The sequence below is a fragment of the Dermacoccus sp. Tok2021 genome, from assembly GCF_019895135.1.
Classification (GTDB): domain Bacteria; phylum Actinomycetota; class Actinomycetes; order Actinomycetales; family Dermatophilaceae; genus Dermacoccus; species Dermacoccus abyssi.
In genome coordinates this window covers 1-22613 of sequence record NZ_JAGTHU010000024.1, presented here as the reverse complement: position 1 = coordinate 22613, position 22613 = coordinate 1, and the positions used below count along the sequence as shown (strand labels likewise).

The window sequence follows — 22613 nt, the reverse complement described above, 5'->3', positions numbered from 1 at the left end:
TCACGCTTCGTTCAGTGTCAACGCTTTCGTGTGGACATCTTGTTTCCGTCCACGTTTCTTCAGTGTAGTTGAATGTTCAACTATCTGCATGTATCGTCATTTCAGTACCGACCACACATCGCAACGGAAGGACCACAACCATGGTTTCCCTCAACGACATCGCTCCCGGCACCTGGAACATCGACGCCGACCACACGGAGATCGGCTTCGTCGCGCGCCACCTCGCCGTCACCAAGGTGAAGGGTCGCTTCACGGACGTCAGCGTCAACGCGGAGGTCGCCGAGGACCGCAAGAACTCGACGCTCGAGTTCACCGTGCAGACGGCATCGGTCCAGACCCGTAACGCCGACCGCGACGGTCACCTCAAGAGCGCTGACTTCTTCGACGTCGAGCAGTACCCGACGATGACGTTCAATGCCACGAACATCGGCGACGACACCATCACGGGCGACCTGACGATCAAGGACGTGACGAAGCCCGTCACGTTCGACTACGAGTTCAACGGCATCTCCGACGACCCGTGGGGCGGCACCCGCGCCGGCTTCGAGGCCCAGGGCGAGATCAACCGCAAGGACTTCGGCCTCAGCTTCGACGCCGCAGCCCCCGGCGGCAACGCGCTCGTCTCCGACAAGATCAAGATCAACCTCGACCTCGAGTTCGCCAAGGCCTGATCACACCAGCCTTCACGAAGAGGCCGCGGTACCCGTTCGGGTACCGCGGCCTCTTCGTGAATCGCCCTTCCTCGCTCGCCCTTCATCGCGTGCCGTCGCGCCTCAGCCGAGAGCGCGGGAACCGCGAATGCGTTCGTAGATGAGGCTCGTCTCGGCGTGCACGACGCCGGGCAGCACCGCGAGGTGGTCGAGCACGATGTCGCGCAGGGCGTCGGGAGACTGCGTACAGACGTGGACGAGGAAGTCGTTCTCCCCCGTCACGTGGAAGGCCGCGAGGACGCCGGGCACATCGGCGACTGCGGCGCGGAAGCCGTCGATGTCGTCACGCGTGTGGCCCGTGAAGCGCAGCGCGATCATCGCCTCCAGCGGTAACTCGAGGGAGCCGAGATCGACGTCGGCGTGCACCCCGGCGATGACGCCTCGCTCACGCAGCACCCGAAGGCGACCGCTGCACGTCGACTCCGGAACGCCGACGCGCCGCGCCAATTCCGCGTTCGGCATCCGCCCGTCGTCGAGGAGCAGCTCGACGAGCCGACGATCGACGGCGTCAGGGCTCCACGCGGGGCCGAGTAACGGTCGTCGAACCTGCGAGTCGCCGGACGAACGAGCACTCGATTTCGCACCTTCCACGGGAGACTGACCCCTTTCGGAGGATTCGGCGAGATGTTGCCACTATTTCGCAGACTCCACGCGCTATGTGATGCGAAACACATCTCTTCACTCATGACGGACGCCGTCCACGCGGGCCGCGAAGACCTCGCCTAGCTCGGGGTGCACGTCGCAGGAATCGATCAGTCGACCACCTACCCCGTCACCGGCGTGACGCAGGGCGGTGACTCGTACGAGCAGATGGCAACCGGTGGTCGCCCGCGCCCCGGTGATTCGTACGTGTACCAGCGTCTGTGGAACCCGAACGTCGACCGCTTCGAGCGTGGGCTCGCCACGATGGAGGGCGCCGAGGAAGCCGTCGCGTTCTCGACCGGGATGGCGGCGATCAGTGCCGTCCTGCTCGCCTGCGTTGCGGCGGGCAAGCCTCACATCGTCGGTGTCCGCCCCCTCTACGGCGGCACGGACCACCTACTTGCCACCGGCCTGCTCGGCACCCGCGTGACGTTCACGACGCCCGATGCCGTGGCGGACGCGATCGAGGCAGACACGGGCCTTGTGCTCATCGAGTCGCCCGGCAACCCGACGATCGACCTCATCGACATCGCCGACGTGGCGCGCCAGGCGGGCGACGTGCCCGTCGCCGTCGACAACACGTTCGCCACACCGGTGCTGCAGCAGCCGCTGGCGCTCGGCGCAGCGATCAGTCTGCACTCGGCGACGAAGTACATCGGCGGCCACGGCGACCTGCTCGGCGGTGTCGTCGCGACGAGCACGGAGTGGGCCACGCGGCTGCGTCAGGTGCGTGCCATCACGGGTGGCCTGCTCGCGCCGACGTCCGCCTACCAGCTGCACCGCGGACTGCAGACCCTGCCCGTCCGGGTGCTGCAGCAGCAGGCCAACGCGCGACCGGTCGCGGCCTTCCTTGCCGAGCACGACCTCGTGGAGTGGGTGCGCTACCCCGGGCTTCCCGGGGGCGACCCCGACGGCATTGCCGCACGGCAGATGGCAGGCCCGGGCGCGATGATGGCGTTCGCGGTCAAGGGCGGCTTCGACGCCGCTGCCGTCGTGGCGGAGCACGTGCGCCTCGTCGTCAATGCGGTGTCTCTGGGCGGCGTGGACACGCTCATCCAGCACCCGGCGGCACTGACCCACCGACCGGTCGCGTCCGAGGCGAAGCCCGGCGAGGACGTCCTGCGCCTGTCGATCGGTCTCGAGAACCCGGACGACGTCATCGCCGACCTGCGCCAGGCCCTCGAAGCGGCCCGGGAGCTCTCCCCCGAGCCTGCGCGGGAGGAACCGAACCTGCGCGTCGCCGTCCGCGCCTAGCAACCAAAAGGGGCGTTTTCTTCCCTTCTTGTGCGCAAGGGGTCTCCTGAGGCGCAAGAAGGGAAGAAAACACCCCAACTCGTGTCACGCCACCGGCGCGAGCTGGACGAAGTGCTGCCGCCATGCGGTGTTGGGTGCGACTTTCACACCCCGCTGAGTCAGCGCGTCCGCCACTCGAGCCAATGTCGATGCCGGATCCCGGAAGATCCCGACCGAAACCACCCGGATGACGATCCATCCTGCGCAGCGAAGCTGATCCTCGCGCACGATGTCAGCCTGCTTCTGTGCCTCACTCGCGTAGTGGTAGGAGCCGTCGTACTCCACGGCGATCTTGAGCTCGGGGTAGGCGAGATCGAATCGTCGTCGCCGCCCGGCCACGAAAGCCTCGTGTTGCACAACAGGCTCGGGCAAACCCGCGAGAACGAGAAGGAGACGCGTCCGGCTCTCCGGTGGCGACTCAGCGCCTTCCCGCGCGCGGCGGGCGACCTCACGCAGCACTGCCGAATGCGGGCCTGCACTGTGGTTCCACACATCAATGGCTCGCCCGGCATCGACATCGTGACGGCTGAGCACCGCATCTGCGAGGACGACGAGATCAACGAGCCCCAGCGAGTCGGCGCATTCGGTGACGACGCCCGTCGGGTCGGAAACCGGCAAACGACCTACACCGGCGACGAACACCGATCTCGCCAGGCTTCCTGCTGGATGCCGATGAGCGATCGTGCCGACGAGCGTCTTGTTCGGCCTTCGCTCGTAGCTGAGATGGAGTCGGTCCGTCTCCGGGACGGGAAGGCCCCACAGCCGCGCGGCGGTGACGTGGGCGACGCGGGCGTCGGACTTGGTGACGCGCAGCGCCGCTCCACACCGCAGCCCGAGGGTGATCGGTGTCGTGGCGGTGACGTAGACATTGCGTCGGAGCGCGACGACAGCGTCACTGCGCAGATCGTTGATCGTCAGCCCGGCGGCACGAGCCTCGGCGGCGGTGAACAAGCATCCGTCCAGCGTGGCGACGGCAGCAGCTCGCCTGGAAAGCACACTCGCGTGGCGTCGGTTCGAGGTGACCATGCCCTCAGCCTGACGCGCGGAGCGGATCCGGCTCGAAAGTTATCCACAGGAACGAGGGGAGCATCCCGCACGAAAGACAGCGCCCACCACTACTCGGGAAGGTTTCTTCCCTTCTCGTGCGCAATCGAACCCCTCGCGCACAAGAAGGGAAGAAATCAGCCCGTCCTACGTCTAACGCCGCGCGTCAGAGGCCGCGGGCAAACTCCAGCGCGTAGTACGTCAGGACGATCGACGCGCCGGCGCGCTTGATGCTGGTGAGGGTCTCGCGGATCATGCGTTCGCGGTCGATCCAGCCGTTCGCGGCGGCCGCCTCGATCATCGCCATCTCGCCGGAGACCTGGTACGCCGCGACAGGCACCGTGGCGGCCTGGGCGACGTCGGAGAGCACGTCGAGGTACGGCAGAGCAGGCTTCACCATGAGCATGTCGGCGCCCTGCTCCTCGTCGAGCATCGCCTCGCGCAGCGACTCCGTGCGGTTGCGCGGGTCCTGCTGGTACGTCGCGCGGTCGCCCTGGAGCGAGCTCTGCACGGCCTCGCGGAACGGACCGTAAGCCGCCGACGCGTACTTCGCCGAGTACGCCATGACGGCGACGTCGTCGTGGCCGGAAAGGTCGAGCGCCGCACGGATGACGCCGATCTGGCCGTCCATCATGCCGCTCGGGCCGAGCACGTGAGCGCCCGCCTGAGCCTGCGCGACGGCCATCTGCGCGTAGATATTGAGCGTCGCGTCGTTGTCGACACGACCCTGCGCGTCGAGCACGCCGCAGTGACCGTGGTCGGTGAACTCGTCGAGGCACAGGTCGCCCATGACGAGCAGATCGTCGCCCACGGCTTCACGCACGGCGCGCAAGCCGACGTTGAGGATGCCGTCGGGGTCGATCGAACCCGAACCCTGGGCGTCCTTCGTCTCCGGAACACCGAAGAGCATGACGCCCGCAACGCCCGCGTCGCGCGCCTGCTTCGAGACGTCGACGAGCGAGTCGAGCGTGTGCTGCACGACGCCCGGCATCGAACTGATGGGCGTGTTCTCGGTCGCGTTCTCGCGCACGAACACCGGCAGGATGAGGTCGGACGGCGCCACGGACGTCTCGGCCACCATGTTGCGCATGACCGGTGACGTGCGCAGGCGGCGCGGACGGTGCGGCAGGTCGTACGTGCTCATCAGGCCTTCACCTTTCGACGGGCCGCCCCGCGACGCTCGCTGGGACGACGCACCTTCTCCCCCGCTTCCGCCGCAGCGGCGGCGAGGCACTGACCGTGAGCGGCGAGCGCATCGACGAGCGCAGCCGCAGAGGCCTCGGTCGCGAGGACGTCGACACGCAGACCGTGCTCCTCCGCCGTCTTCGCGGTGGCCGGGCCGATGCACGCGACGACGGTGGATGCGTGCGGCTTGCCGGCGATGCCGACGAGGTTGCGCACCGTCGAACTCGACGTGAAGCAGACGGCGTCGAACTTGCCGGACTTGATCGCCTCACGCACCTCGGGCGCCGGCGGCGCAGCGCGCACCGTGCGGTAGGCGGTGACGTCGTCGACCTCCCAGCCCATCTCCTCGAGGCCGGCGACGAGGGTCTCCGTCGCGATGTCGGCGCGCGGCAGGAAGACGCGGTTGATCGGGTCGAGTTGCTCGTCGTAGTCGGGCCACACCTCGAGCAGGCCCTTGGCCGACTGCTCGCCGCTCGGCATGAGGTCGGGCTCGATGCCCCACTCGCGCAGAGCGTCCGCCGTCACGCCACCGACGGCAGCGATCTTGAGGCCCGCGAAGGCACGCACGTCGAGACCGAACTCGGCGAACTTCTCACGCACGGCGCGCACGGCGTTGACCGACGTGAAGCCGACCCACTCGTAGCGGCCGGTGACGAGACCCTTGACGGCCTTCTCCATCTGCGCCGGCGTACGCGGCGGCTCGACGCTGATCGTCGGCACGATGGCGCTGCTCGCGCCGTACTCGGTGAGGCGGCGCGTCATGGAACCCGACTGCTCCTTGGTGCGCGGCACGAGAACCTTCCAGCCGAACAGCGGCTTGTTCTCCCACCACGACAGGGCGGTGCGGTGACCCACGGTCGAGCCGACGATGGCCATGACGGGCCCGTCGAACTCGGCGCGACGCAGTGCCGCGGGCACCTCGTCGAGCGTCAGCGTCGTCGTCTCCTGGGTGATCGTCGTGCCGTTCTGCGTCAGCGCGACCGGCGTGTTGCCACGGCGGCCGGCAGCGCGCAGTTCGACGAGCGAGTCGCGCAGCAGGTCGGCCTGGCCGAGGACGACGACGGTGGTGCAGGCGTCGATCGAACGCGCCCAGTCGACCTTCGGGTCGCCGGCGGTGACGACGTGGATGTTGCGGGCCTTGCTGTCGGTGAGCGGCACACCCGCGTAGGCGGGAACCGCGGAGACGGCCGAGACGCCCGGAACGATCTCGAACTCGATGCCGGCCTTCGCGCAGGCGCCGGCCTCCTCGGCCAGGCCGTGGAAGGTGGCCGGGTCGCCGTCCATGAGGCGCACGACGAGGGCGCGCCCGTCGTCGTGGCCCTCCGTCGCAGCCTTGGCGGCCTTGACGAGAAGCTTCGCGCGGCTGGCGTTGGTCAACTCGGTGCCGGCCTCGCCGTACCCGCCGTCGACGAACTCCACACCGTCGCTCACGAGGGATGCGACGAACTGCTCACGGCACAGCTGGTCGAGGACGACGACGTCCGCCTCGGCGAGAAGCTGCGCCGCGCGCATCGTGAGCAGGCCGGGATCGCCGGGCCCGGCGCCGACGAACGCGACTCGGGTGGCCGACTTGGCCTGCTTGGCTGCGGTGCTCACTTGGATCGCTCCGATTCGGTGGTGGTTTCGACGCGCGGCGTCTGCTGCCGCGGTTCGCGTGGGGGGATGACGGCGGCCGCGCCGTCGTCGAGCAGGGTGCGGGCGAGACGCTCGCCGATGCCCTGCGGATCGTCGTAGGGGCCGACTTCGCTGCGGCGCAGCTCGAGGGAGCCGTCCGTGGCGCCGACGAAGGCGCGCAGCGAGATCTCGAGGGTGCCGTCGGGCTCCTCGACGATCTCGGCGAGGGCACCGACAGGTGCGGCACAGCCGGCCTCCAGGGCTTCGAGCACGGCTCGCTCGGCCGTGACGGCTGCGCGGGTGTCGGCGTCGTCGAGCTCGGCGAGCACGGCACGCGTGACCTCGTCGTCCTCGCGGCACTCGAGCGCGAGGGCGCCCTGGCCGGGGGCCGGCAACATCTGCAGCGGGTCGATGGTCTCGCTCGCCTCGTCGGTGCGGCCCACGCGGGCCAGGCCGGCGCGAGCGAGGACGACGGCGTCCATCTCACCCTTGGTCACGAAGCCCATGCGGGTGTCGATGTTGCCGCGGATGTCACGGATTTCCAGTCCGAGGCCGAGGGCCTGCAGCTGGGCCGCACGTCGCGGCGATCCGGTTCCGACGACGGCACCCGCCGGCAGTTCACCGAGCGTCAGGCCGTCGCGGGCGACGAGGATGTCACGCGGGTCTTCACGCGTCGGGATACCGGCGACGACGAGGCCGGGCTCGGGTGCGACGGGCAGATCCTTGAGGGAGTGCACGGCCATGTCGACCTCGCCCGAGAGCAGTGCCTGACGCAGTGCGGCGGCGAAGACGCCCGTGCCACCCATCTGGGCCAGCGGGGCCAGGTTGATGTCGCCCTCGGTCGTGACCTCGACGAGCTCGACCTCGTGGCCGTGAGCGCGCAGGGCGTCCGCGACGTGGGTCGACTGGGTCACCGCGAGGTGGCTACGACGCGTTCCGAGTCGGATCGGACGCTCGTGGCGGGGGGTACTCATGGCAGCTCCGGGGGGACGGACACGACGCGCGTCTGCGCCGGGTCGAGGTCGAAAAGCGTGGAAAGAACTGCCGCGTAGTCACTTTCGCCGACGTTTCCACCCTGGCCGGCGAGCTCCTTGATGCGCACGGTGGGCGTGTGGAGCAGCTTCTCCACGACGCGGTGCACCGTGAGCTGCACCTGGGCTCGGGTGGTCTCGTCGAGGTCGGGTACGCGGGTCTCGAGGCGGTTCAGCTCGGCGCTTACGATCTCCGCGGCGTTCGCGCGCAGCGCCGCCACCGTGGGGGCGACGCGCTCGGCGCGGCGGGCGACGACGAAGTCGGCCACCTCGCTCGTCACGAGGTCCTGGACCGCCTTGATCTCGGCCTCTGCGCCGGGCTGGCCCTCGACCTGCGGGCCGAGATCCTCGAATCCGAGCACTGCCACGCCGCGAACGGCCGCGACCTCGTCGGCGATGTCACGCGGCAGGGCGAGGTCGATGTAAACCTGAGGGCGGCCGTCAGGGTTGGCGCGGGCGGCCATCGTCGCGTCGATGACGTGACCGACGGCGCCCGTACACGACACGACGAGGTCGGCGGAGGCGAGGGCCGCGTCGAGCTCCTCGATGGGGCGCGCGTCGCACCCAGCGGCGTCCGCAAGACGACGAGCCGCGTCGTACGTGCGGTTGACGACGGTGACGGAGCCGAGGCCGTGGCGCACGAGCGTGTGCGTGGCGAGCGAACTCATCGCGCCGGCACCGACGACGACGGCGCGCACCCGCGTGAGGTCACCGAGCATGTTGCCCGACAGTTCGAGTGCCCGCTCGACGAGCGAGCGGCTGACGGAGTCGATGCCGGTCTCGGAGTGCACGCGCTTGCCGACGCGCAGCGCCTGCTGCACCAGGCGGCTCATGACGGGGCCGATACGGCCTGATTCCTGACCTTCGCGCAGGCTGTCGCGCATCTGGCCGAGGATCTGGCTCTCTCCGACGGCGAGCGAGTCGAGGCCGGCCGCGACGTTGAACAGGTGCGCGACGGCACGCTCGTCGAAGTGGACGTAGAGGTAGTCGCGCAGGTCGGCCATCGGCATGCCGGTGACGTCGGCGAGGGCGTCGCCGAGTTCGGTGACGGCACCGTGGAACGTCGTGGCGTCGGCGTAGACCTCGACGCGGTTGCACGTCGACAGCACGACGGGCTCGGTGAGGTTCTCGCCCTTGCCGAGGCGCTCGAGCAGATCGGCCTGGCCCTCGGCGTTGAGGGAGGCCTTCTCGAGCACGGCGAGCGGGGCCGAGCGGTGGGAAAGCCCCAGAACAATGACGCTCATGCCATGAGCTCCTTCATCTCGCGATCCCCCTGTGGCCCTCGCGCGTTCTGTTCACGAAACGCGAGGATCTGAAGTTCGGTTGCCATGTCGACGCCGCGCACCTGCACGTCGGAGGGCACGGTGAGCACCGCCGGGGCGAAGTTGAGGATGCTGCGCACCCCCGCGGCGATGAGGCGATCGGCGACCTGCTGAGCGGACGGAGCCGGCGTCGCGATGACGCCGATGACGCCTTCGTCCACCTGCGGTACGAGCGCGTCGAAGTGGACGACCTTCTGGCCGCCCACGACGGAACCGACGACGCGCGGGTCGTCGTCGATGAGCCACTTGATCTCGAAACCCTTGACGCCGATGCCGCCGTACGTGGCGAGCGCGCGGCCGAGGTTTCCCATACCGACGATGGCGACGGCCCACTGCCGCTCGAGGCCGAGGGCTCCGGTGATGTGACCGGCGAGGGTGGCGACGTCGTACCCGACGCCGCGCACGCCGTAGGAGCCGAGCGCGGAAAGGTCCTTGCGCAGTTTCGCGGAGGAGACTCCGGACTGCTCGGCGAGCGTCTCGGAGGAGATGGTGGTGTGGCCGTCGGTGGCCACCTCGCGCAGCACCCGGAGGTACACCGGTAGGCGGTTCACAGTCGCGTCCGGGATATCCCGGCGCGCTGCGGCCTGCTCGGTGCTCACGGCGGCGCTACCTTTCGTCGGCGTCTGCGCCTGTCGGCGCGTATACCAAACGTCTGCAGAAGGCTCTGCAGGACCCCCCGAGCTTAGGACTTAGTGCAACCGTTCACAAAGTCGACCGGACCCCCTTTAGGGCGGAATGGCGCCCCAAACGTGGCACCGAACTGGACAAGGGACCTTCGTCCCTATGCGCCCCTCGGCGGCGCGGACAGTGCCTTGCGGAGCCGGTTCTCATCGACGCGCCAGTAGTCGTGCTGGCGTCCGTCGACCAGCGTGACGGGGATTTGCTCGGCATAGCGGGCGACCAGCTCGGGATCGTCGAGCATGTTGAGCTCCTCCCACTCGACGCCCTCCTCACGAGCCACGCGCTCGATGACGGCGCGGGCGTCGTCGCAGAGGTGGCATCCGGGCTTGCCGATCAATGTAATTCTTCTCACAGCTACCTCCTGGTCACCGCTCGTCCATGTGCCGCCGACGTCCACGGCACACGCTGTTCGGGCGAGGCGCGGGGCATTCCTATCGCCTCGACGATACGCAAGGGCCCCTGCACGCCACGAGTGCGTGAGGGGCCCGAGTGCTCGAAGTGATCAGGTCACTTCTTGTTGCGACGCTGGTGACGCGTCTTGCGAAGCAGCTTGCGGTGCTTCTTCTTGGCCATGCGCTTGCGGCGCTTCTTGATGACGGAGCCCATGAGTGAACCGTTCCTTACCTTGTGTCCTTGGCGATGCCCGGGCCGACATTCGCCGATGAATACCAGCGGCGCCACGAGGACGCCCGGCCACGGGAATATCTGCACCATCCTATCGTCAGGCGATTTGTCGCGCGAAATCGCCATGCTCCCTTGCCCCGTCTTCCGACTCGGCGACCTCGCAGGCTCGGTCGCCGAGTTCGGTGCGACAGGGCTGCGGGGCGTCCGCTTCCAGCGTGGTTACGTCACCGAAGAGGGCTGCGGCTTTCGCATCGGATTACCGCTCACTACCCGCGATGTTGCCTCAGATTCGCGGGACCGGTGCCCGCTCCCCCGCTCAACATCGGATCAGGGGAGCCGCTATGCGGCTAGTCGAACCAGACGTCCAGCCCGTGGAGCGGGAACACGGCTTCGCGGGTGGCCATGACGGCTTGGTCGACGGTGGATTCGGGGTGCATTCCGGAAGCCCAGGACTGGAACCAGACGTCGTCCTTCTCGGCGACGCCGTCACCCATGCGGCTGGGCGCGGTGCGGCCGGTGATCTCCTCGACATGGGCGCGCCACTCGGCGGGCGTCTCGGTTTCGAGAGAGATGGGCCGGTCGGCGGCGATGGCCGTGAGGTGCGTCCAGGAGCGCGGCACGACGTCGACGAGTTCGTAGCCGCCGCCACCGAGGGCGACCCAGCGTCCGTCACACACGTCGTGCGCGAGTTCGTGCAGCGAGCGGTGCGCCATCTTCTGCGCATCGACGGTGAGCACCATGTGCGCGAGGGGATCGGAGTAGTGCGAGTCGCAGCCGTGCTGCGTGACCATGAACTGCGGTTTGAACGCCGTGACGACGGGGTGGACGACGGCGTGCAGGGCGCGCAGCCAGTCGGAGTCGCCGGTACCGGGCGGCAGGGAGATGTTGACGGCGCTGCCTTCGGCGTCGGGGCCGCCGATGTCGCGGGCGAAGCCGGTGCCCGGGAAGAGAACGGTGCCCGACTCGTGGATCGAGATCGTGAGCACCCGCGGGTCGTTCCAGAAGACCTTCTCGACGCCGTCACCGTGGTGAACGTCGATGTCGACGTAGGCGACCCGCTCGACGCCCTGGTCGAGCAGCCACTGGATGCCGACCGCAGCGTCGTTGTAGATGCAGAAACCGCTCGCCTTGTCGGGCATGGCGTGGTGCAGGCCCCCGGTGAAGTTGACCGCGTGGCGCACCTCGCCTGAATGGACGGCCTGCACGGCTTGCAGCGTGCCGGCGGCGATCAGCGCGGACACGTCGTGCATGCCCGCGAACGCCGGGTCGTCCTCGGTACCGATACCGAAGTTCTGATCGGCCGACGCCGGGTTCAGCGACGCCGCACGCACCGCGTCGAGGTACTCACGCGAGTGAACGGTCTCGAGGAAGGCGTCAGACCCGTCGGGCAGCGACGGCGCTTCGATGCGAACGTGCTCAAGAACGCCAAGACCCTCCGCGAGCTTCGCCGTGAGGGCGAGACGCAGAGGGTTCATGGGGTGACCCTCGCCGAAGTCGTACCCCACGAGCGCGGGGTCCCAGATGACGAGGGCCGTGTCGTCCATGTCGGTCAGTGACGCGAGTCGAGGACGGCGCTCGGAACGTGCTCCGGGTCCGTGGTGATCGGGTAGACGAAGGCGATCTCTTCGGTGGACTCGGTGTCGGGCGACGCCGGGTTCATCGGACGGCGGTAGTCGGTGGGGCGGAAACCGTGACCGGACGCGAAGGCCACACCGCGGGCGTTGTCGGTGCCGACCCAGTACAGCACAGCTCCGAGATTGTCCTTACGAGCCTGCTCGAGGAGCGCCTCGAGCAGGTTGACGGCCACGCCGGTGCCGCGCTGCGAGGGAGCGACCCACAGGCCGAAGAGCTCACCGTAGGGCTGGTCGACCTCGTCGTTGCTGTGGGTGCGCAGCGAGACGATGCCCACGCCGTCGCCGGCCTCGTTCTCGGCGAGAAGACGACGCGAGCGGCGCATACGTGCGCGCCACTCGTCCTCTTCGATCTGCTTCTCACCCGATGCCGTAGCCGCGAACGCCTCCGGGGATTCGTTCAGCGCGCTGAGGCGAACGTCGCGATAGGTCTCCCACTCGTCTTCACCGAGGGTACGTACAGTCAACGCAGTCATGGCCATATCGAATCACGTTTGAACGTCGCTTGGCCTCTTGAAGCGCCTTCCGCATCACATCGCGGGCACACAGTTCGCCGGGCGACAACTGGGAATCGGCTGAAGGCGACGCGGCGTCAGTTCATCGATGCCGAGCGGTCGTGCGAGGCCTGCATGGCGGCCACCATCGCGGCGCGTACGGCCCGGCGATCCAGCTCTGCGAGGGCCATGATCGTCGTGCCGCCGGGGCTCGAGACCTTCTCGCGCAGCTGCACCGGGGAGTCACCGGATTCGGCGAGCATCGCACCCGCTCCGACGATGGTCTGGACGGCCAGACGGTGAGCGACGTCACGCTGGAGGCCGAGGAACACACCCGCCTCGATCATGGCGTCGGCGATGTAGAAGAGGTACGCCGGGCCGCTTCCGGAGACGGCGGTGACGGCGTCGTGGTCCTTCTCGGCCACCGTGACGACGTCGCCCGAGGCCGCGAGGAGCGACTTCGTGCGGGCCAACTGCTCGTCGGTGCACGCCTCGTTCGGCGTGACGGCGTGCATGCCCTTGCCGACCATCGAAGGGGTGTTCGGCATGACGCGCACGACGGCGACGCCGTCGGGCAGCTTGGCCTCCATCGACTCGAGCGTGCGGCCGACGGCCAAGGAGACGACGACAGCGTCCTTCGTGAGGTGCTCGCCGATCTCGGTGAGGATGTCGTCGAGCTGGTACGGCTTCACGCCGAGCACGACGGTGTCGGCGTCCGCCACGGCTTCGGGGTTGGAGTTCGTCGCCTCGACGCCGTACTTCTCCTTGAGCGCGCTGATGCGCTCGTCACGGCGCGCGGTGGCGACGACGTCGGCGGCGTCGTAACCGCCCGCGAGGGCCCCGGCCATGACGGCCTCGTTCATGTTGCCCGTACCGATGAATGCGATGGTCACGGGGATCAGCCCTTTCGTCGAATGGGGTTCGGCAGGCTCAGCGCCAGCGAGGGGCGCGCGGCCACGAGGTTCGCGACGTACTCGGCCCACCGGGGGCCGTAGGGCACGAGGACGCGGGTGGCGAGCGTGTCGATCTCGCGCTGACGCGCACTCTGGGTACCCAAGGGCGCGATGACCTCGGCGCCTTCGGCTCCGTACCGTTGCACCAACGAGCCCACGATGTCGAGCAGCAGCGCGTCGTCGGTGTCGAAGCTGACCTGCGCGCCGCCGGCCAGCAGTTGCTTCGTGATGTCGACGAAGGCCGCGCCGCTCTCGCGCGCCGAGGTGAGGCCGATCGCGGCGTCGAGGCGACCTGTGGCGAGGCGCACCCGCTGCCCCTCACGCGCCAAGTCGGAGACCTCCGTGGGTAGGCGGCGAAGACGCGTCGGCAGGACGATACCGACCTCCGGGAAGTCCTGACGCAGCTCGTGACCGAGGACGTGGACGGCCTCGATGAGCGCGGCATCGGGGATGGTGAGCGTCAGGCTGACGCCGGCGTTGCGCGCCGCCTGACCGACCTCGCGCAGCGCGTTGAGCAGGATGCCGGGCGTGACATCGGGCGCGAGCACACCGAAGGTCGCGACGTCGAGTGTCAGGTCGGGCGCCTCGGTGCCCGCGGCGGCAAGCCAGTTGAGGGCGCCGATCGTCTCCTGACGCGCGGTGATGATGTCGTCCGGGCTTGCGGCGTGGGAGAGCAACGGCATCCACGAGACGCGCTGGCCACCGACGACCACCTCACCGGTGACGCGGATGGCGTCGTCGACGCTCTCGCCCGCGACGAGCACTTTCGAGGCCGCACGCGCGATCGGCCCCCGCGACGTCAGCGCCAGTACACGCGAGGTCGCGACGGGAAGGCGAGGTGTCAGTGAACGAGGGTCCATGGCAAGGTGTCGTCTCCATAGCGCGATTTCGCTCAAGCCTACTCGGCGGCGTGTACGGGGCACAGCGCCCTCAGGGTGCGGACGCCTCCCCCGCTCCGATGGCGAGGTGGAGGCGGGCGAAGGCGAGGGCCTCGGCGAGATCGATGAGCCTGTCCTCGTCCGAAAGGCGCCGGGTGCCGACCTCAACGACGACGTCCCCGCTGAAGCCCGTTCGGGACAGGTGCTGGAGCAGTTCGGCGCACGGCTGGTTACCTCGGCCGGGCACGAGGTGTTCGTCCTTGTACGAGCCCAAGCCGTCGGCGAGGTGGATGTGCGTGAGGCGGTCACCGAGCTCGTCGGCGAGCGCCAGGGCATCGCTACCGGACGTGGCCGTGTGCGAGAGGTCGAGAGTGGTGTGGGAGTAGTGGTTGCGCCGCAGATCCCAGTGCGGCAGGTAGGCCTGAACCTCGCGGCCCCGGGCCCGCCACGGGAACATGCTCTCGACGGCGAGGCGGATCTGCGGGTGCTCGCGTTCGCGTTGCGCCACACCTTCGACGAAGCCCGTCGCGTACTCCTTCTGCCACCGGAACGGTGGGTGCAGGACGACGGTGGACGCACCGACGTCACGCGCGAGCGCCACGGAGCGGTCGACCTTGCCCCACGGCTCGTTGCCCATAACGCGCTGGGTGAGCAGGAGCGTCGGCGCGTGGACCGACAATACGGGCACACCCCAGCGCTCGACGAGATCCCGCAGGAACTCGGGGTCCTGACTCGCCGCCTCGTTCCACACCATAACCTCGACGCCGTCGTAACCGAGCTCGGCGGCGATACGGAAGGCCGCCGAGGTGCCGAGCGGGTAGCACGACGCCGTCGACAGGCCGACGCGGATGGGTGCGGGCACCGTCATCACTCCAGGGCGTCGAGGCGGCGCAGGATGAGGCCCTCGCGCAGGGCCCACGGGCAAACGTCGAGGCGCTCGACGCCGAAGATGTCCATCGTGGCCTCGATGACGACGGCGCCGGCAAGAACCTGGGCCGAGCGCTCGGGCGAGACGCCCGGCAGCGAGGTGCGCTCCTCGGCGGTCATGCTCGCGAGGCGCGGAACGAGGTCGGCGAGCGCCGCGCGTTCGAGGCTGCGGTGCACGAACGGGCCGTCGCTCGAGGGCGCCGCCCCACACATGCGGGCGAGCGATCGGATCGTCTTGCTCGTACCGACGTACCGATCGGGCGTGCCCCAGCGCGTCAGGGTGCGAGCCGACGACGCGATCTGAGTGCGCACCTGGGCACGCACGGCACGCAGGTCCTGGGCCGACGGCGGGTCGCCGTCGAGAGTGCGCGTGAGGCGGCCGGCACCCAGCGGAAGGCTGATGGCGGTGTCGGGCGTCTCGTCGATGCCGGTGGCGAGTTCGAGCGAACCGCCGCCGATGTCGATGCCGAACAGGCGTCCGCTCGACCACCCGAACCAGCGGCGGGTGGCGAGGAAGGTGACGCGGGCTTCGTCCTCGCCGGTGAGGACGCGCAGGCTCTGCCCGGTGACGTCGCGCACGTGGTCGAGAACGGCCTGGCCGTTCGGTGCCTCGCGGATGGCGGAGGTGACGAACGACATGAGCTCGGAGATGCCGAGGTCCTCTGCGATCTGGACGCATTCACCGACGAACTGCGTGAGGTCACGGATGCCCTCGTCGTCGATGAGCCCGTCGGCCGTCACGTGCTCGGACAGGCGCAACAGACGCTTGTGGGACGTGGCAGGAAGTGGCTGAGCCCCGGGATGGGCGTCGACCACGAGGAGGTGGACCGTGTTCGATCCCACGTCGATCACTCCGAGGCGCATGGTTGGCAGGGTATCGGTCTCAGCGGAACGTCGGATACCAGGCCACGTATCCGGACTCCAGCGCCGTGAGGCCCTTACCGAAGTGCTTGTTCAGCAGGGCCTCCAGCGGTTCCTTCGTGCGCACGGCCTCGGAGTAGAAGGCCATCACCTTGTCGTGTCCGTGGGTGTCGCGCAGGTACCGGGCGAATGTGAAGGCCGTGTAGTAGGCGTCCGCGGCGTTCGCTCCGCGCAGTTCCTCGTCGCTCGGCACGTGGGGCGAGATGTCGTCGCGCTTGTGCGGCGCCTGGGGCACGGTGCGCTGCCCGACGTACTCGGCCCACCCTTCGAGCAGCCAGAGCGGACGCTCGGTGGCCAGCTTCTCGAGCGTGAGCGCGTGGAACGCCTCGTGCGCGAGAGTCTCGCGCGTGGTGAGGGTGTCAGGATTCTTCGTCGTCCAGTCGCTCATGACGACGTACGGAAGACGACCGCCGCCACCGGTGACCGTGTTGGCCAGCTGAGAGGCTGCCTCCTGGCCGGTGTACTCCTTGAACTCGGCGTCGTCGCGCGGCACGAGGACAAGCAGGGCATTCTTCGAGGCCTGCGGGTCGAGGGCGCGTACCGACGCCGCGGCCTTGGCGCTGGCCTCGACGATTCCGTTCGGTATCCGGGTGCCGTTGGAGGCGACGATCATCGCGCCGCCCGGCGTGCGTGCGTTCATGCCCGCGCCGACCTTGGTCTCGAGATCGCTCTGACGCACGCGTTGCGCCGGGTCGGTGACGGGCTGGGTGGTGGAGGGCGACGACGACCGCTCCGCCTGTTGATCCAGGACGTGACGGACGGCGTCACAACCCGACACGAAGAGGCTCGCCGCGAGGACGCCTGCGGTGACACCCGCACGCACTCGTCGTCGCATCGGCATGCCTTCCTCGCTTCAGGGTTCGAACGCGCTGCTCGCCGGGCGTCCGGGGCCGGGCGGGCCGGCTCGTCACCACAGTAGAGCCCGCCCCTGACAGCCCGCTCCGGCTCTGCTCGGAAGAGGCGACGAACACGCCACCTAAGATCGTGCAGTGACTGAATGTGACCTCGAGATCCCGCGCACGTGGGTGGAGTTCGACGATCCGGCGAGCGAGCCCGACGCGGTCGAACGCTTCCGGTGCGACCTCACGTGGCTGACGTCGAGTTGGACGTGCACGTTCGGTTCCGGCTGCGCGGGCATCGACGCGTCGAAGCCCGACTTCGGGTGCTGCGTGTTGGGCGCCCACTTCACGGGTGACGAGGACGAGAAGCACGTCGCTGAGGTCGTCGCGGCGCTGACGCCCGACGACGTCCAGTTCTACGACGAGATCGTCTCGGACGCCGGGTGGGTGGAGACCGACGACGAAGGTGACCGCAAGACACGCGTCGTCGAGGGCGCCTGCGTGTTCCTCAACCGGCCCGGTTTCGGCCAGGCCGTGGACGGCGGGGACGACGACGTCGACAACGGCGCCCCCGGGCTCGGGTGCGCGCTGCACCAGAAGGCGTGGGCGACCGGCGTCCAGCCGTGGACGCTGAAGCCCGAGGTGTGCTGGCAACTGCCGATCCGCCGTTCGTACCGGCGCGTGACGCTGCCCGACGGCGAGGAGTACCTCGAGACGACGATCGCCGAGTACGACCGGCGCGGTTGGGGCTCGGGCGGTCACGATCTCGACTGGTACTGCTCGGGCAACTCCGAGGCGCACATCGGCGCCGACCCCGTCTACGTCTCGCAGAAGCCCGAACTCGTCGAACTCATGGGCAAGCAGGCCTACGACGTCCTCGCCGGGTACTGCGATGCACACCTCGCCGCCGCCCGGGCCTTGGCCGTGACGCCGGCGGGTCGCGACCTGCTGCCGCTCTACGTCCACCCCGCGACGCTGGAGGCCGAGGGGCGCTGAGGCTCCGCGCAGGCGTCGCCGCTGGGATGTGGAACGCCCGACGTTGGGAGTTTTTCGGCCGAAGGGGTGAGCGTTGGTCGCGAAACTCCCAAGGTTGGGGGTTTGTCCGCGACGACGCGTGTGGCGGCCACCCCGACCGACGTCCGGAGTTGGTGCACGAGATCAAGACATCGTGCTCGTCGCTCGCCCGGTCGGTCGACCACCGGCACCACCTCGTCACCACGGGGTTGTCGGTGGCGGGCTCTAGGGTTTGAGCCATGGCAAGCAAGGCTTCGAAGCGACCGACGTACCGGTGCACCGAGTGCGGCTGGCAGACCGTGAAGTGGGTCGGCCGCTGCGGCGAGTGCCAGGCGTGGGGAACCGTCGTGGAGACGGGCGCCGTCGCCGTGCGCACGCAGCCGGCCGCGAAGGTGATGAACCCGGCCAAGCCGATCGGTGACGTCGACGCCACGCGTGCCGCCGTCACGACAACAGGCGTCGGCGAGTTCGACCGCGTCCTCGGCGGGGGGCTCGTACCGGGGGCCGTCATGCTCGTCGCGGGTGAGCCCGGCATCGGCAAGTCCACACTGCTGCTCGACGTCGCCGCCCGCACCGCGCGTACGGGCGCGAAGGTGCTCTACGTCAGCGGCGAGGAATCCGCTGCTCAGGTACGTCTGCGCGCCGACCGCACCGACGCCGTGGCCGACACGCTCTACCTCGCGAGCGAAACCGACCTCGCCACCGTGCTCGCCCACATCGACTCCGTCTCCCCCACCCTCCTCGTCATCGACTCGGTCCAGACCATCGCGAGCGCCGAGATCGAGGGCAGCGCGGGCAACGTCTCGCAGGTACGCGAGGTGGCCGCCGCGGTCATTCAGGTGGCCAAGGCGCGCGGCATCTCCACGGTGCTCGTCGGGCACGTGACGAAGGACGGCTCCATCGCCGGCCCGCGTCTGCTCGAACACCTCGTCGACGTCGTCATCACCTTCGAGGGCGAACGCCACTCGCGGCTGCGTCTCGTGCGCGCCGTGAAGAACCGGTACGGCCCCACCGACGAGGTGGGCTGCTTCGACCTGTCCGACGGCGGCATCGAAGGTCTTGCCGACCCGAGCTCGCTGTTCCTCACGGCCCGCGACAAACCCGTCGCGGGCACGTGCGTCACCGTGACGCTCGAGGGCCGTCGGCCGCTCGTCACCGAAGTGCAGGCCCTTGTCGCACCGTCGGCCGGCGGGTCGCCGCGACGCACGACGTCGGGCGTCGATTCTTCGCGCACCGCGATGATCCTCGCCGTTCTCGAGCGCCGCGCGGGCGCGCCTGTCAGCCGGGCTGACTGCTACGTCTCCACCGTCGGCGGCGCGCGGTTGACGGAGCCCGCGGCCGACCTCGCCGTCGCGCTCTCGCTGCTCAGCTCGGCGCAGGAGAAGCCGCTACCCGGTGGCCTCATCGCCGTTGGAGAAGTGGGGCTCTCCGGCGACATCCGGGCTGTCAGCGGTGTCGCGCGTCGACTCGCCGAGGCCGCACGCATCGGCTTCGACAAGGCGATCATCCCTGCCGGCTCGCTCGGCACCGAGAAGCCGCCGGCCGGCATGCGCATCGCAGAATGCGCCGACCTCGGCTCGGCCATGCGCGCTGTCGGCACGGCCTCCTCCGCATCCCATCCGTCGGCCGATGCCGGCGCGGCGCCCTCCCCCGGCTGACTCTTCCGACACGCGAACGTGTCCACCGCCGCCCATTCGTACTGCGGAGTACGCCCCGCCGACCCTTAGGGTGATGTACGTCGAGCGCGCCTTTGCGGCCGCGCCGACGAAACCGACGACGACTGAGGAACGAAACAAGACGTGTTTTCCGGACGCAATGCCCGCGCGGCCGCCCTCCCGGCCACCCTTTCCCGTAGCTGGCTGCTCGCCAGTGCTATGAAGCCCGAGCTGTTCGACACCGCTCTGGCATCCGAGGCCGACTCGGTCATCTTCGACATCGAGGACGCGGTGCCGGCCGAGCACAAGTCCTCCGCCCGTGACGCGGTGGTCAACGCCCTGCGCGACGGCATGACCGGCTGGGTGCGCATCAACGACATCAACACCGAGTACTGGGCCGACGACCTCGAAGCGCTCCACGGCGTGCCCGGGCTGCGCGGCGTCATGCTCGCCAAGACGGAGAAGCCGGAGCACGTGACGCTCACGGCCATGCGCCTGGCCGCCGGAACCCCGGTGCTCGCGCTCGTCGAGTCGGCTCTCGGTGTCGAGAACGCCACCGCCATCGCCTCGGCCCCCGGCACGTTCCGTCTCGCCTTCGGCGTCGGTGACTTCCGCCGTGACACCGGCGCGAGCGACGACCCGATGGCCCTGGCCTACGCGCGCGCCAAGCTCGTCGTGGCCTCCCGCGTCGGCCAGCTGCCCGGCCCGATCGACGGCCCCACGCTGACCGACTCCGACGACGCACTCCTCGAGGCCTGCAAGGTCACGCAGAGCATGGGCATGACCGGCAAGCTGACGCTGCGCGCCGAGCAGACCGACACGATCAACCACGGCCTCGCCCCGAGCGACACCGAGATCAAGTGGGCCGCCGAACTGCTCGACGAGCACGAGCACGGCGGCGGTTCGCGTGACGGCAGCTACGCCCCGCGTCTGGCCCGCGCCCAGAAGATCCGCAACCTCGGCGAGTCCTACGGTCTGTGGACGTCCTGACCGTCCGGTGAACGCGGCCTCGGACGCACGTCACGAAGGTGTCACGACGTGCGTCCGAACCGCACCCTGCACGTTATGTTCGACATGGTGATTCACCGCCCGGTGTGAAGGAGAAGAGCGTGGCTGAGCGTTCCGACGAGACGCTCCTGTGGGAGACCCTCGCGGCCATCGCCCCCGGCACGGAGTTGCGTGACGCCCTGGAGCGCATCCTGCGTGGCCGCACGGGCGCACTCATCGTCGTCGGGCACGACGACGTGGTCGACTCGATCTCCACGGGGGGGTTCCCCATCGACATCGAGTTCTCGGCCACGCGACTTCGCGAGCTGGCCAAGATGGACGGCGGCATCGTCGTCTCGTCGGGTCTCGAACGCATCATTGGCGCCGCCATCCAGTTCGTGCCGGACAGCTCGATCGAGACCCGCGAATCCGGCACGCGTCACCGCACCGCCGAGCGCGTCGCGAAGCAGACCGGCTACCCCGTCATCTCCGTGAGCCAGTCGATGCAGATCATCGCCGTCTACGTCGGCAACCTGCGTCACGTTGTCGAGGGTTCCCCCGCCATCCTGTCGCGCGCCGGTCAGGCCCTGCAGACGCTCGAGCGGTACAAGAAGCGTCTCGACGAGGTCACCGGCTCGCTCTCCGCTCTCGAGATCGAAGACCTCGTGACCGTGCGCGACGTCGCCCAGGTGCTCCAGCGCCTCGAGATGGTGCGCCGGATCAACGACGAGATCTCCGAGTACGTCGTCGAACTCGGTACCGACGGCCGCCTCATCGACCTGCAGCTGCAGGAACTCGTCGGCTCCCTGGGTGACGACCGTGAGCTCGTCATCCGCGACTACCTCGCCTCGGCCCGTGACGGGTTCACGTTCGAGCAGGCCGACGCCAACCTCGCCGCCCTCAGCTCCGCGGACCTCATCGACATCTCCGCCAACGCCCGCGCCGTCGGTTTCGCCGTGGTCGGCGACTCCCTCGACGCGCTCGTCACGCCTCGCGGATACCGCCTGCTGTCGAAGGTGCCGCGCCTGCCGGGCGCCATCATCGAGCGCCTCGTCGACAACTTCGGCAGCCTTCAGGCTCTGCTCGGCGCCGAGTTTGACGACCTGCTTCAGGTCGACGGCGTCGGCGAATCCCGCGCACGCGCTGTGCGCGAGGGGCTCTCCCGCCTCGCCGAGAGCAGCATCCTCGAACGCTACGTCTGAGCGCGTGAGCACCGACCTCGTCGTCCGGCTGAACGACTGGTTCCTCGCCCACTCGCGCCCGCTGCCGTGGCGTGAGCCCGGCACGACGCCCTGGGGCATCTTCCTCTCCGAAGTGATGAGCCAGCAGACCCCCGTCGCCCGCGTCGCGCCGCTGTGGCAGGAGTGGATGGATCGCTGGCCCACGCCCGCGGACCTCGCGGCCGCACCGGCCGGCGACGCCGTCCGTCACTGGGGCCGCCTCGGCTACCCGCGCCGGGCGCTGCGTCTGCACGCGGCGGCCGTTGCGATGGTCGAGCGACATGACGGCGACGTGCCGTCCACGTCCGACGAGCTTCTCGCACTTCCGGGGGTCGGCGAGTACACGGCAGCCGCGGTGGCGGCGTTCGCGTTCGGGGAGCGCATCCCCGTCATCGACACGAACATCCGACGCGTCGAAGCGCGCGCCGTCACGGGTGTTCAGTTCCCGCGCCCCAGCCTCAGCGCCGCCGAGCGGGCGTTGGCCGCTCAACTGCTCCCGCATGAGGACCACGTGTTGTGGAACGCCTCGTCGATGGAGTTCGGTGCGGTCGTGTGCACCGCGAAGGCGCCTGCCTGCGGCGAGTGCCCGGTCCTCGACCTGTGCGCGTGGCAGCGGGCCGGCGCTCCGGCGTACGACGGCCCCGCACGACGCGGACAGGCCTGGGCCGGAACGGATCGCATGGTTCGCGGCAAACTGCTCGCCGTCCTGCGCGAGCGTGACGGCGCGGTGCCGCACGACGACCTGCGTCAGGTCTGGGACGACGAGGTGCAGCGTGAGCGCTGCCTCGACTCGCTCGTAGACGACGGGCTCGTCGACCTCGTGGGCAACGACTCGTTCGCCCTGCCGGGGCACGCCTAGGCGGTGACGTTGGTTGCGGTTGGTGACGGTGCACCGTCACCAACCGCAGCAAACGTCACCAGCTAGGAGCGGGGCTCGAGCAGTCTGGC

23 protein-coding genes are annotated in these 22613 nt (G+C 69.2%); 7 read left to right on the top strand and 16 right to left on the bottom strand.

Annotated elements, in window-relative coordinates; translation table 11 throughout:
• Positions 1-140 precede the first annotated feature (140 nt).
• Complete coding sequence (locus K9D12_RS12725) at positions 141-671, top strand: YceI family protein (RefSeq protein WP_129665015.1); 531 nt, start codon at positions 141-143, stop codon at positions 669-671.
• A gap of 102 nt (positions 672-773) precedes the next feature.
• Here K9D12_RS12725 and K9D12_RS15350 read toward each other — a convergent pair whose 3' ends face one another.
• Positions 774-1301, bottom strand: a complete 528-nt coding sequence (locus K9D12_RS15350) for an Lrp/AsnC family transcriptional regulator (protein WP_370633516.1) — start codon at positions 1299-1301, stop codon at positions 774-776.
• A gap of 141 nt (positions 1302-1442) precedes the next feature.
• On the opposite strand from K9D12_RS15350, the gene K9D12_RS12715 reads away from it, so the two are divergent.
• The gene (locus K9D12_RS12715; protein WP_259921875.1) at positions 1443-2606 is read left to right on the top strand and encodes an aminotransferase class I/II-fold pyridoxal phosphate-dependent enzyme; all 1164 of its coding nucleotides are present in this window, start codon (positions 1443-1445) and stop codon (positions 2604-2606) included.
• An 84-nt stretch (positions 2607-2690) separates the two neighbouring features.
• On the opposite strand, the gene K9D12_RS12710 is transcribed toward K9D12_RS12715, so the two are convergent.
• The 15 genes from K9D12_RS12710 to K9D12_RS12640 form a co-directional block, all read right to left on the bottom strand.
• A complete protein-coding gene (locus K9D12_RS12710; protein ID WP_223060427.1) occupies positions 2691-3671 on the bottom strand; it encodes an endonuclease domain-containing protein in 981 nt (326 codons plus the stop codon).
• 184 nt (positions 3672-3855) lie between these two features.
• Positions 3856-4833, bottom strand: coding sequence for a porphobilinogen synthase (hemB, locus tag K9D12_RS12705; protein WP_223060426.1), 978 nt, complete (start codon positions 4831-4833; stop codon positions 3856-3858).
• Positions 4833-6386 carry a uroporphyrinogen-III synthase gene (locus K9D12_RS12700; protein ID WP_231579606.1) on the bottom strand — a complete coding sequence of 518 codons (1554 nt, stop codon included), beginning with the start codon at positions 6384-6386 and terminating at the stop codon, positions 4833-4835. The genes hemB and K9D12_RS12700 overlap by 1 nt, the downstream gene beginning before the upstream one ends.
• 80 nt (positions 6387-6466) lie before the next feature.
• Complete coding sequence (gene hemC / locus K9D12_RS12695; protein ID WP_223060425.1) at positions 6467-7462, bottom strand: hydroxymethylbilane synthase; 996 nt, start codon at positions 7460-7462, stop codon at positions 6467-6469.
• The gene (locus K9D12_RS12690; RefSeq protein WP_047312436.1) at positions 7459-8763 is read right to left on the bottom strand and encodes a glutamyl-tRNA reductase; all 1305 of its coding nucleotides are present in this window, start codon (positions 8761-8763) and stop codon (positions 7459-7461) included. Before K9D12_RS12690 ends, hemC begins: the two co-directional genes overlap by 4 nt.
• Positions 8760-9440, bottom strand: coding sequence for a redox-sensing transcriptional repressor Rex (locus tag K9D12_RS12685; RefSeq protein ID WP_223060424.1), 681 nt, complete (start codon positions 9438-9440; stop codon positions 8760-8762). Before K9D12_RS12685 ends, K9D12_RS12690 begins: the two co-directional genes overlap by 4 nt.
• 182 nt (positions 9441-9622) lie before the next feature.
• Positions 9623-9865, bottom strand: coding sequence for a glutaredoxin family protein (locus tag K9D12_RS12680; RefSeq protein WP_369798813.1), 243 nt, complete (start codon positions 9863-9865; stop codon positions 9623-9625).
• A 164-nt stretch (positions 9866-10029) separates the two neighbouring features.
• Positions 10030-10128, bottom strand: a complete 99-nt coding sequence (locus K9D12_RS12675; protein WP_003792170.1) for a 30S ribosomal protein bS22 — start codon at positions 10126-10128, stop codon at positions 10030-10032.
• 365 nt (positions 10129-10493) lie between these two features.
• On the bottom strand, positions 10494-11690 hold the full coding sequence (locus K9D12_RS12670) for an acetoin utilization protein AcuC (RefSeq protein WP_223060423.1): 1197 nt from the start codon (positions 11688-11690) through the stop codon (positions 10494-10496).
• A 5-nt stretch (positions 11691-11695) separates the two neighbouring features.
• The gene (locus K9D12_RS12665; RefSeq protein ID WP_223060422.1) at positions 11696-12253 is read right to left on the bottom strand and encodes an N-acetyltransferase; all 558 of its coding nucleotides are present in this window, start codon (positions 12251-12253) and stop codon (positions 11696-11698) included.
• A 116-nt stretch (positions 12254-12369) separates the two neighbouring features.
• Positions 12370-13164, bottom strand: coding sequence for a pyrroline-5-carboxylate reductase (gene proC / locus K9D12_RS12660; protein WP_370633515.1), 795 nt, complete (start codon positions 13162-13164; stop codon positions 12370-12372).
• A gap of 5 nt (positions 13165-13169) precedes the next feature.
• Entirely contained in the window at positions 13170-14084 is a 915-nt protein-coding gene (locus tag K9D12_RS12655) for a hypothetical protein (protein WP_223060421.1), read from the bottom strand.
• A 70-nt stretch (positions 14085-14154) separates the two neighbouring features.
• Positions 14155-14970 (bottom strand): sugar phosphate isomerase/epimerase, encoded by an 816-nt coding sequence (locus tag K9D12_RS12650; protein WP_223060420.1) that lies wholly within the window; start codon positions 14968-14970, stop codon positions 14155-14157.
• Complete coding sequence (locus tag K9D12_RS12645) at positions 14970-15893, bottom strand: Ppx/GppA phosphatase family protein (RefSeq protein WP_047312443.1); 924 nt, start codon at positions 15891-15893, stop codon at positions 14970-14972. Before K9D12_RS12645 ends, K9D12_RS12650 begins: the two co-directional genes overlap by 1 nt.
• Positions 15894-15912: 19 nt before the next feature.
• Positions 15913-16791: a hypothetical protein gene (locus K9D12_RS12640; protein WP_223060419.1), complete on the bottom strand. Its 879-nt coding sequence runs from the start codon at positions 16789-16791 to the stop codon at positions 15913-15915.
• Between the two features lie 148 nt (positions 16792-16939).
• Between K9D12_RS12640 and K9D12_RS12635 the strand changes: the two genes are divergently transcribed.
• From K9D12_RS12635 to K9D12_RS12615, 5 genes are all read left to right on the top strand, one after another.
• Positions 16940-17785, top strand: a complete 846-nt coding sequence (locus K9D12_RS12635) for a hypothetical protein (RefSeq protein WP_223060418.1) — start codon at positions 16940-16942, stop codon at positions 17783-17785.
• A 257-nt stretch (positions 17786-18042) separates the two neighbouring features.
• On the top strand, positions 18043-19461 hold the full coding sequence (gene radA, locus K9D12_RS12630) for a DNA repair protein RadA (RefSeq protein ID WP_223060417.1): 1419 nt from the start codon (positions 18043-18045) through the stop codon (positions 19459-19461).
• Positions 19462-19602: 141 nt separating this feature from the next.
• Positions 19603-20448 (top strand): CoA ester lyase, encoded by an 846-nt coding sequence (locus K9D12_RS12625; protein ID WP_223060416.1) that lies wholly within the window; start codon positions 19603-19605, stop codon positions 20446-20448.
• Positions 20449-20567: 119 nt separating this feature from the next.
• The gene (disA, locus tag K9D12_RS12620; protein WP_047312449.1) at positions 20568-21647 is read left to right on the top strand and encodes a DNA integrity scanning diadenylate cyclase DisA; all 1080 of its coding nucleotides are present in this window, start codon (positions 20568-20570) and stop codon (positions 21645-21647) included.
• A gap of 4 nt (positions 21648-21651) precedes the next feature.
• Complete coding sequence (locus tag K9D12_RS12615) at positions 21652-22524, top strand: A/G-specific adenine glycosylase (RefSeq protein WP_370633514.1); 873 nt, start codon at positions 21652-21654, stop codon at positions 22522-22524.
• The last annotated feature ends 89 nt before the right edge of the window (positions 22525-22613 follow it).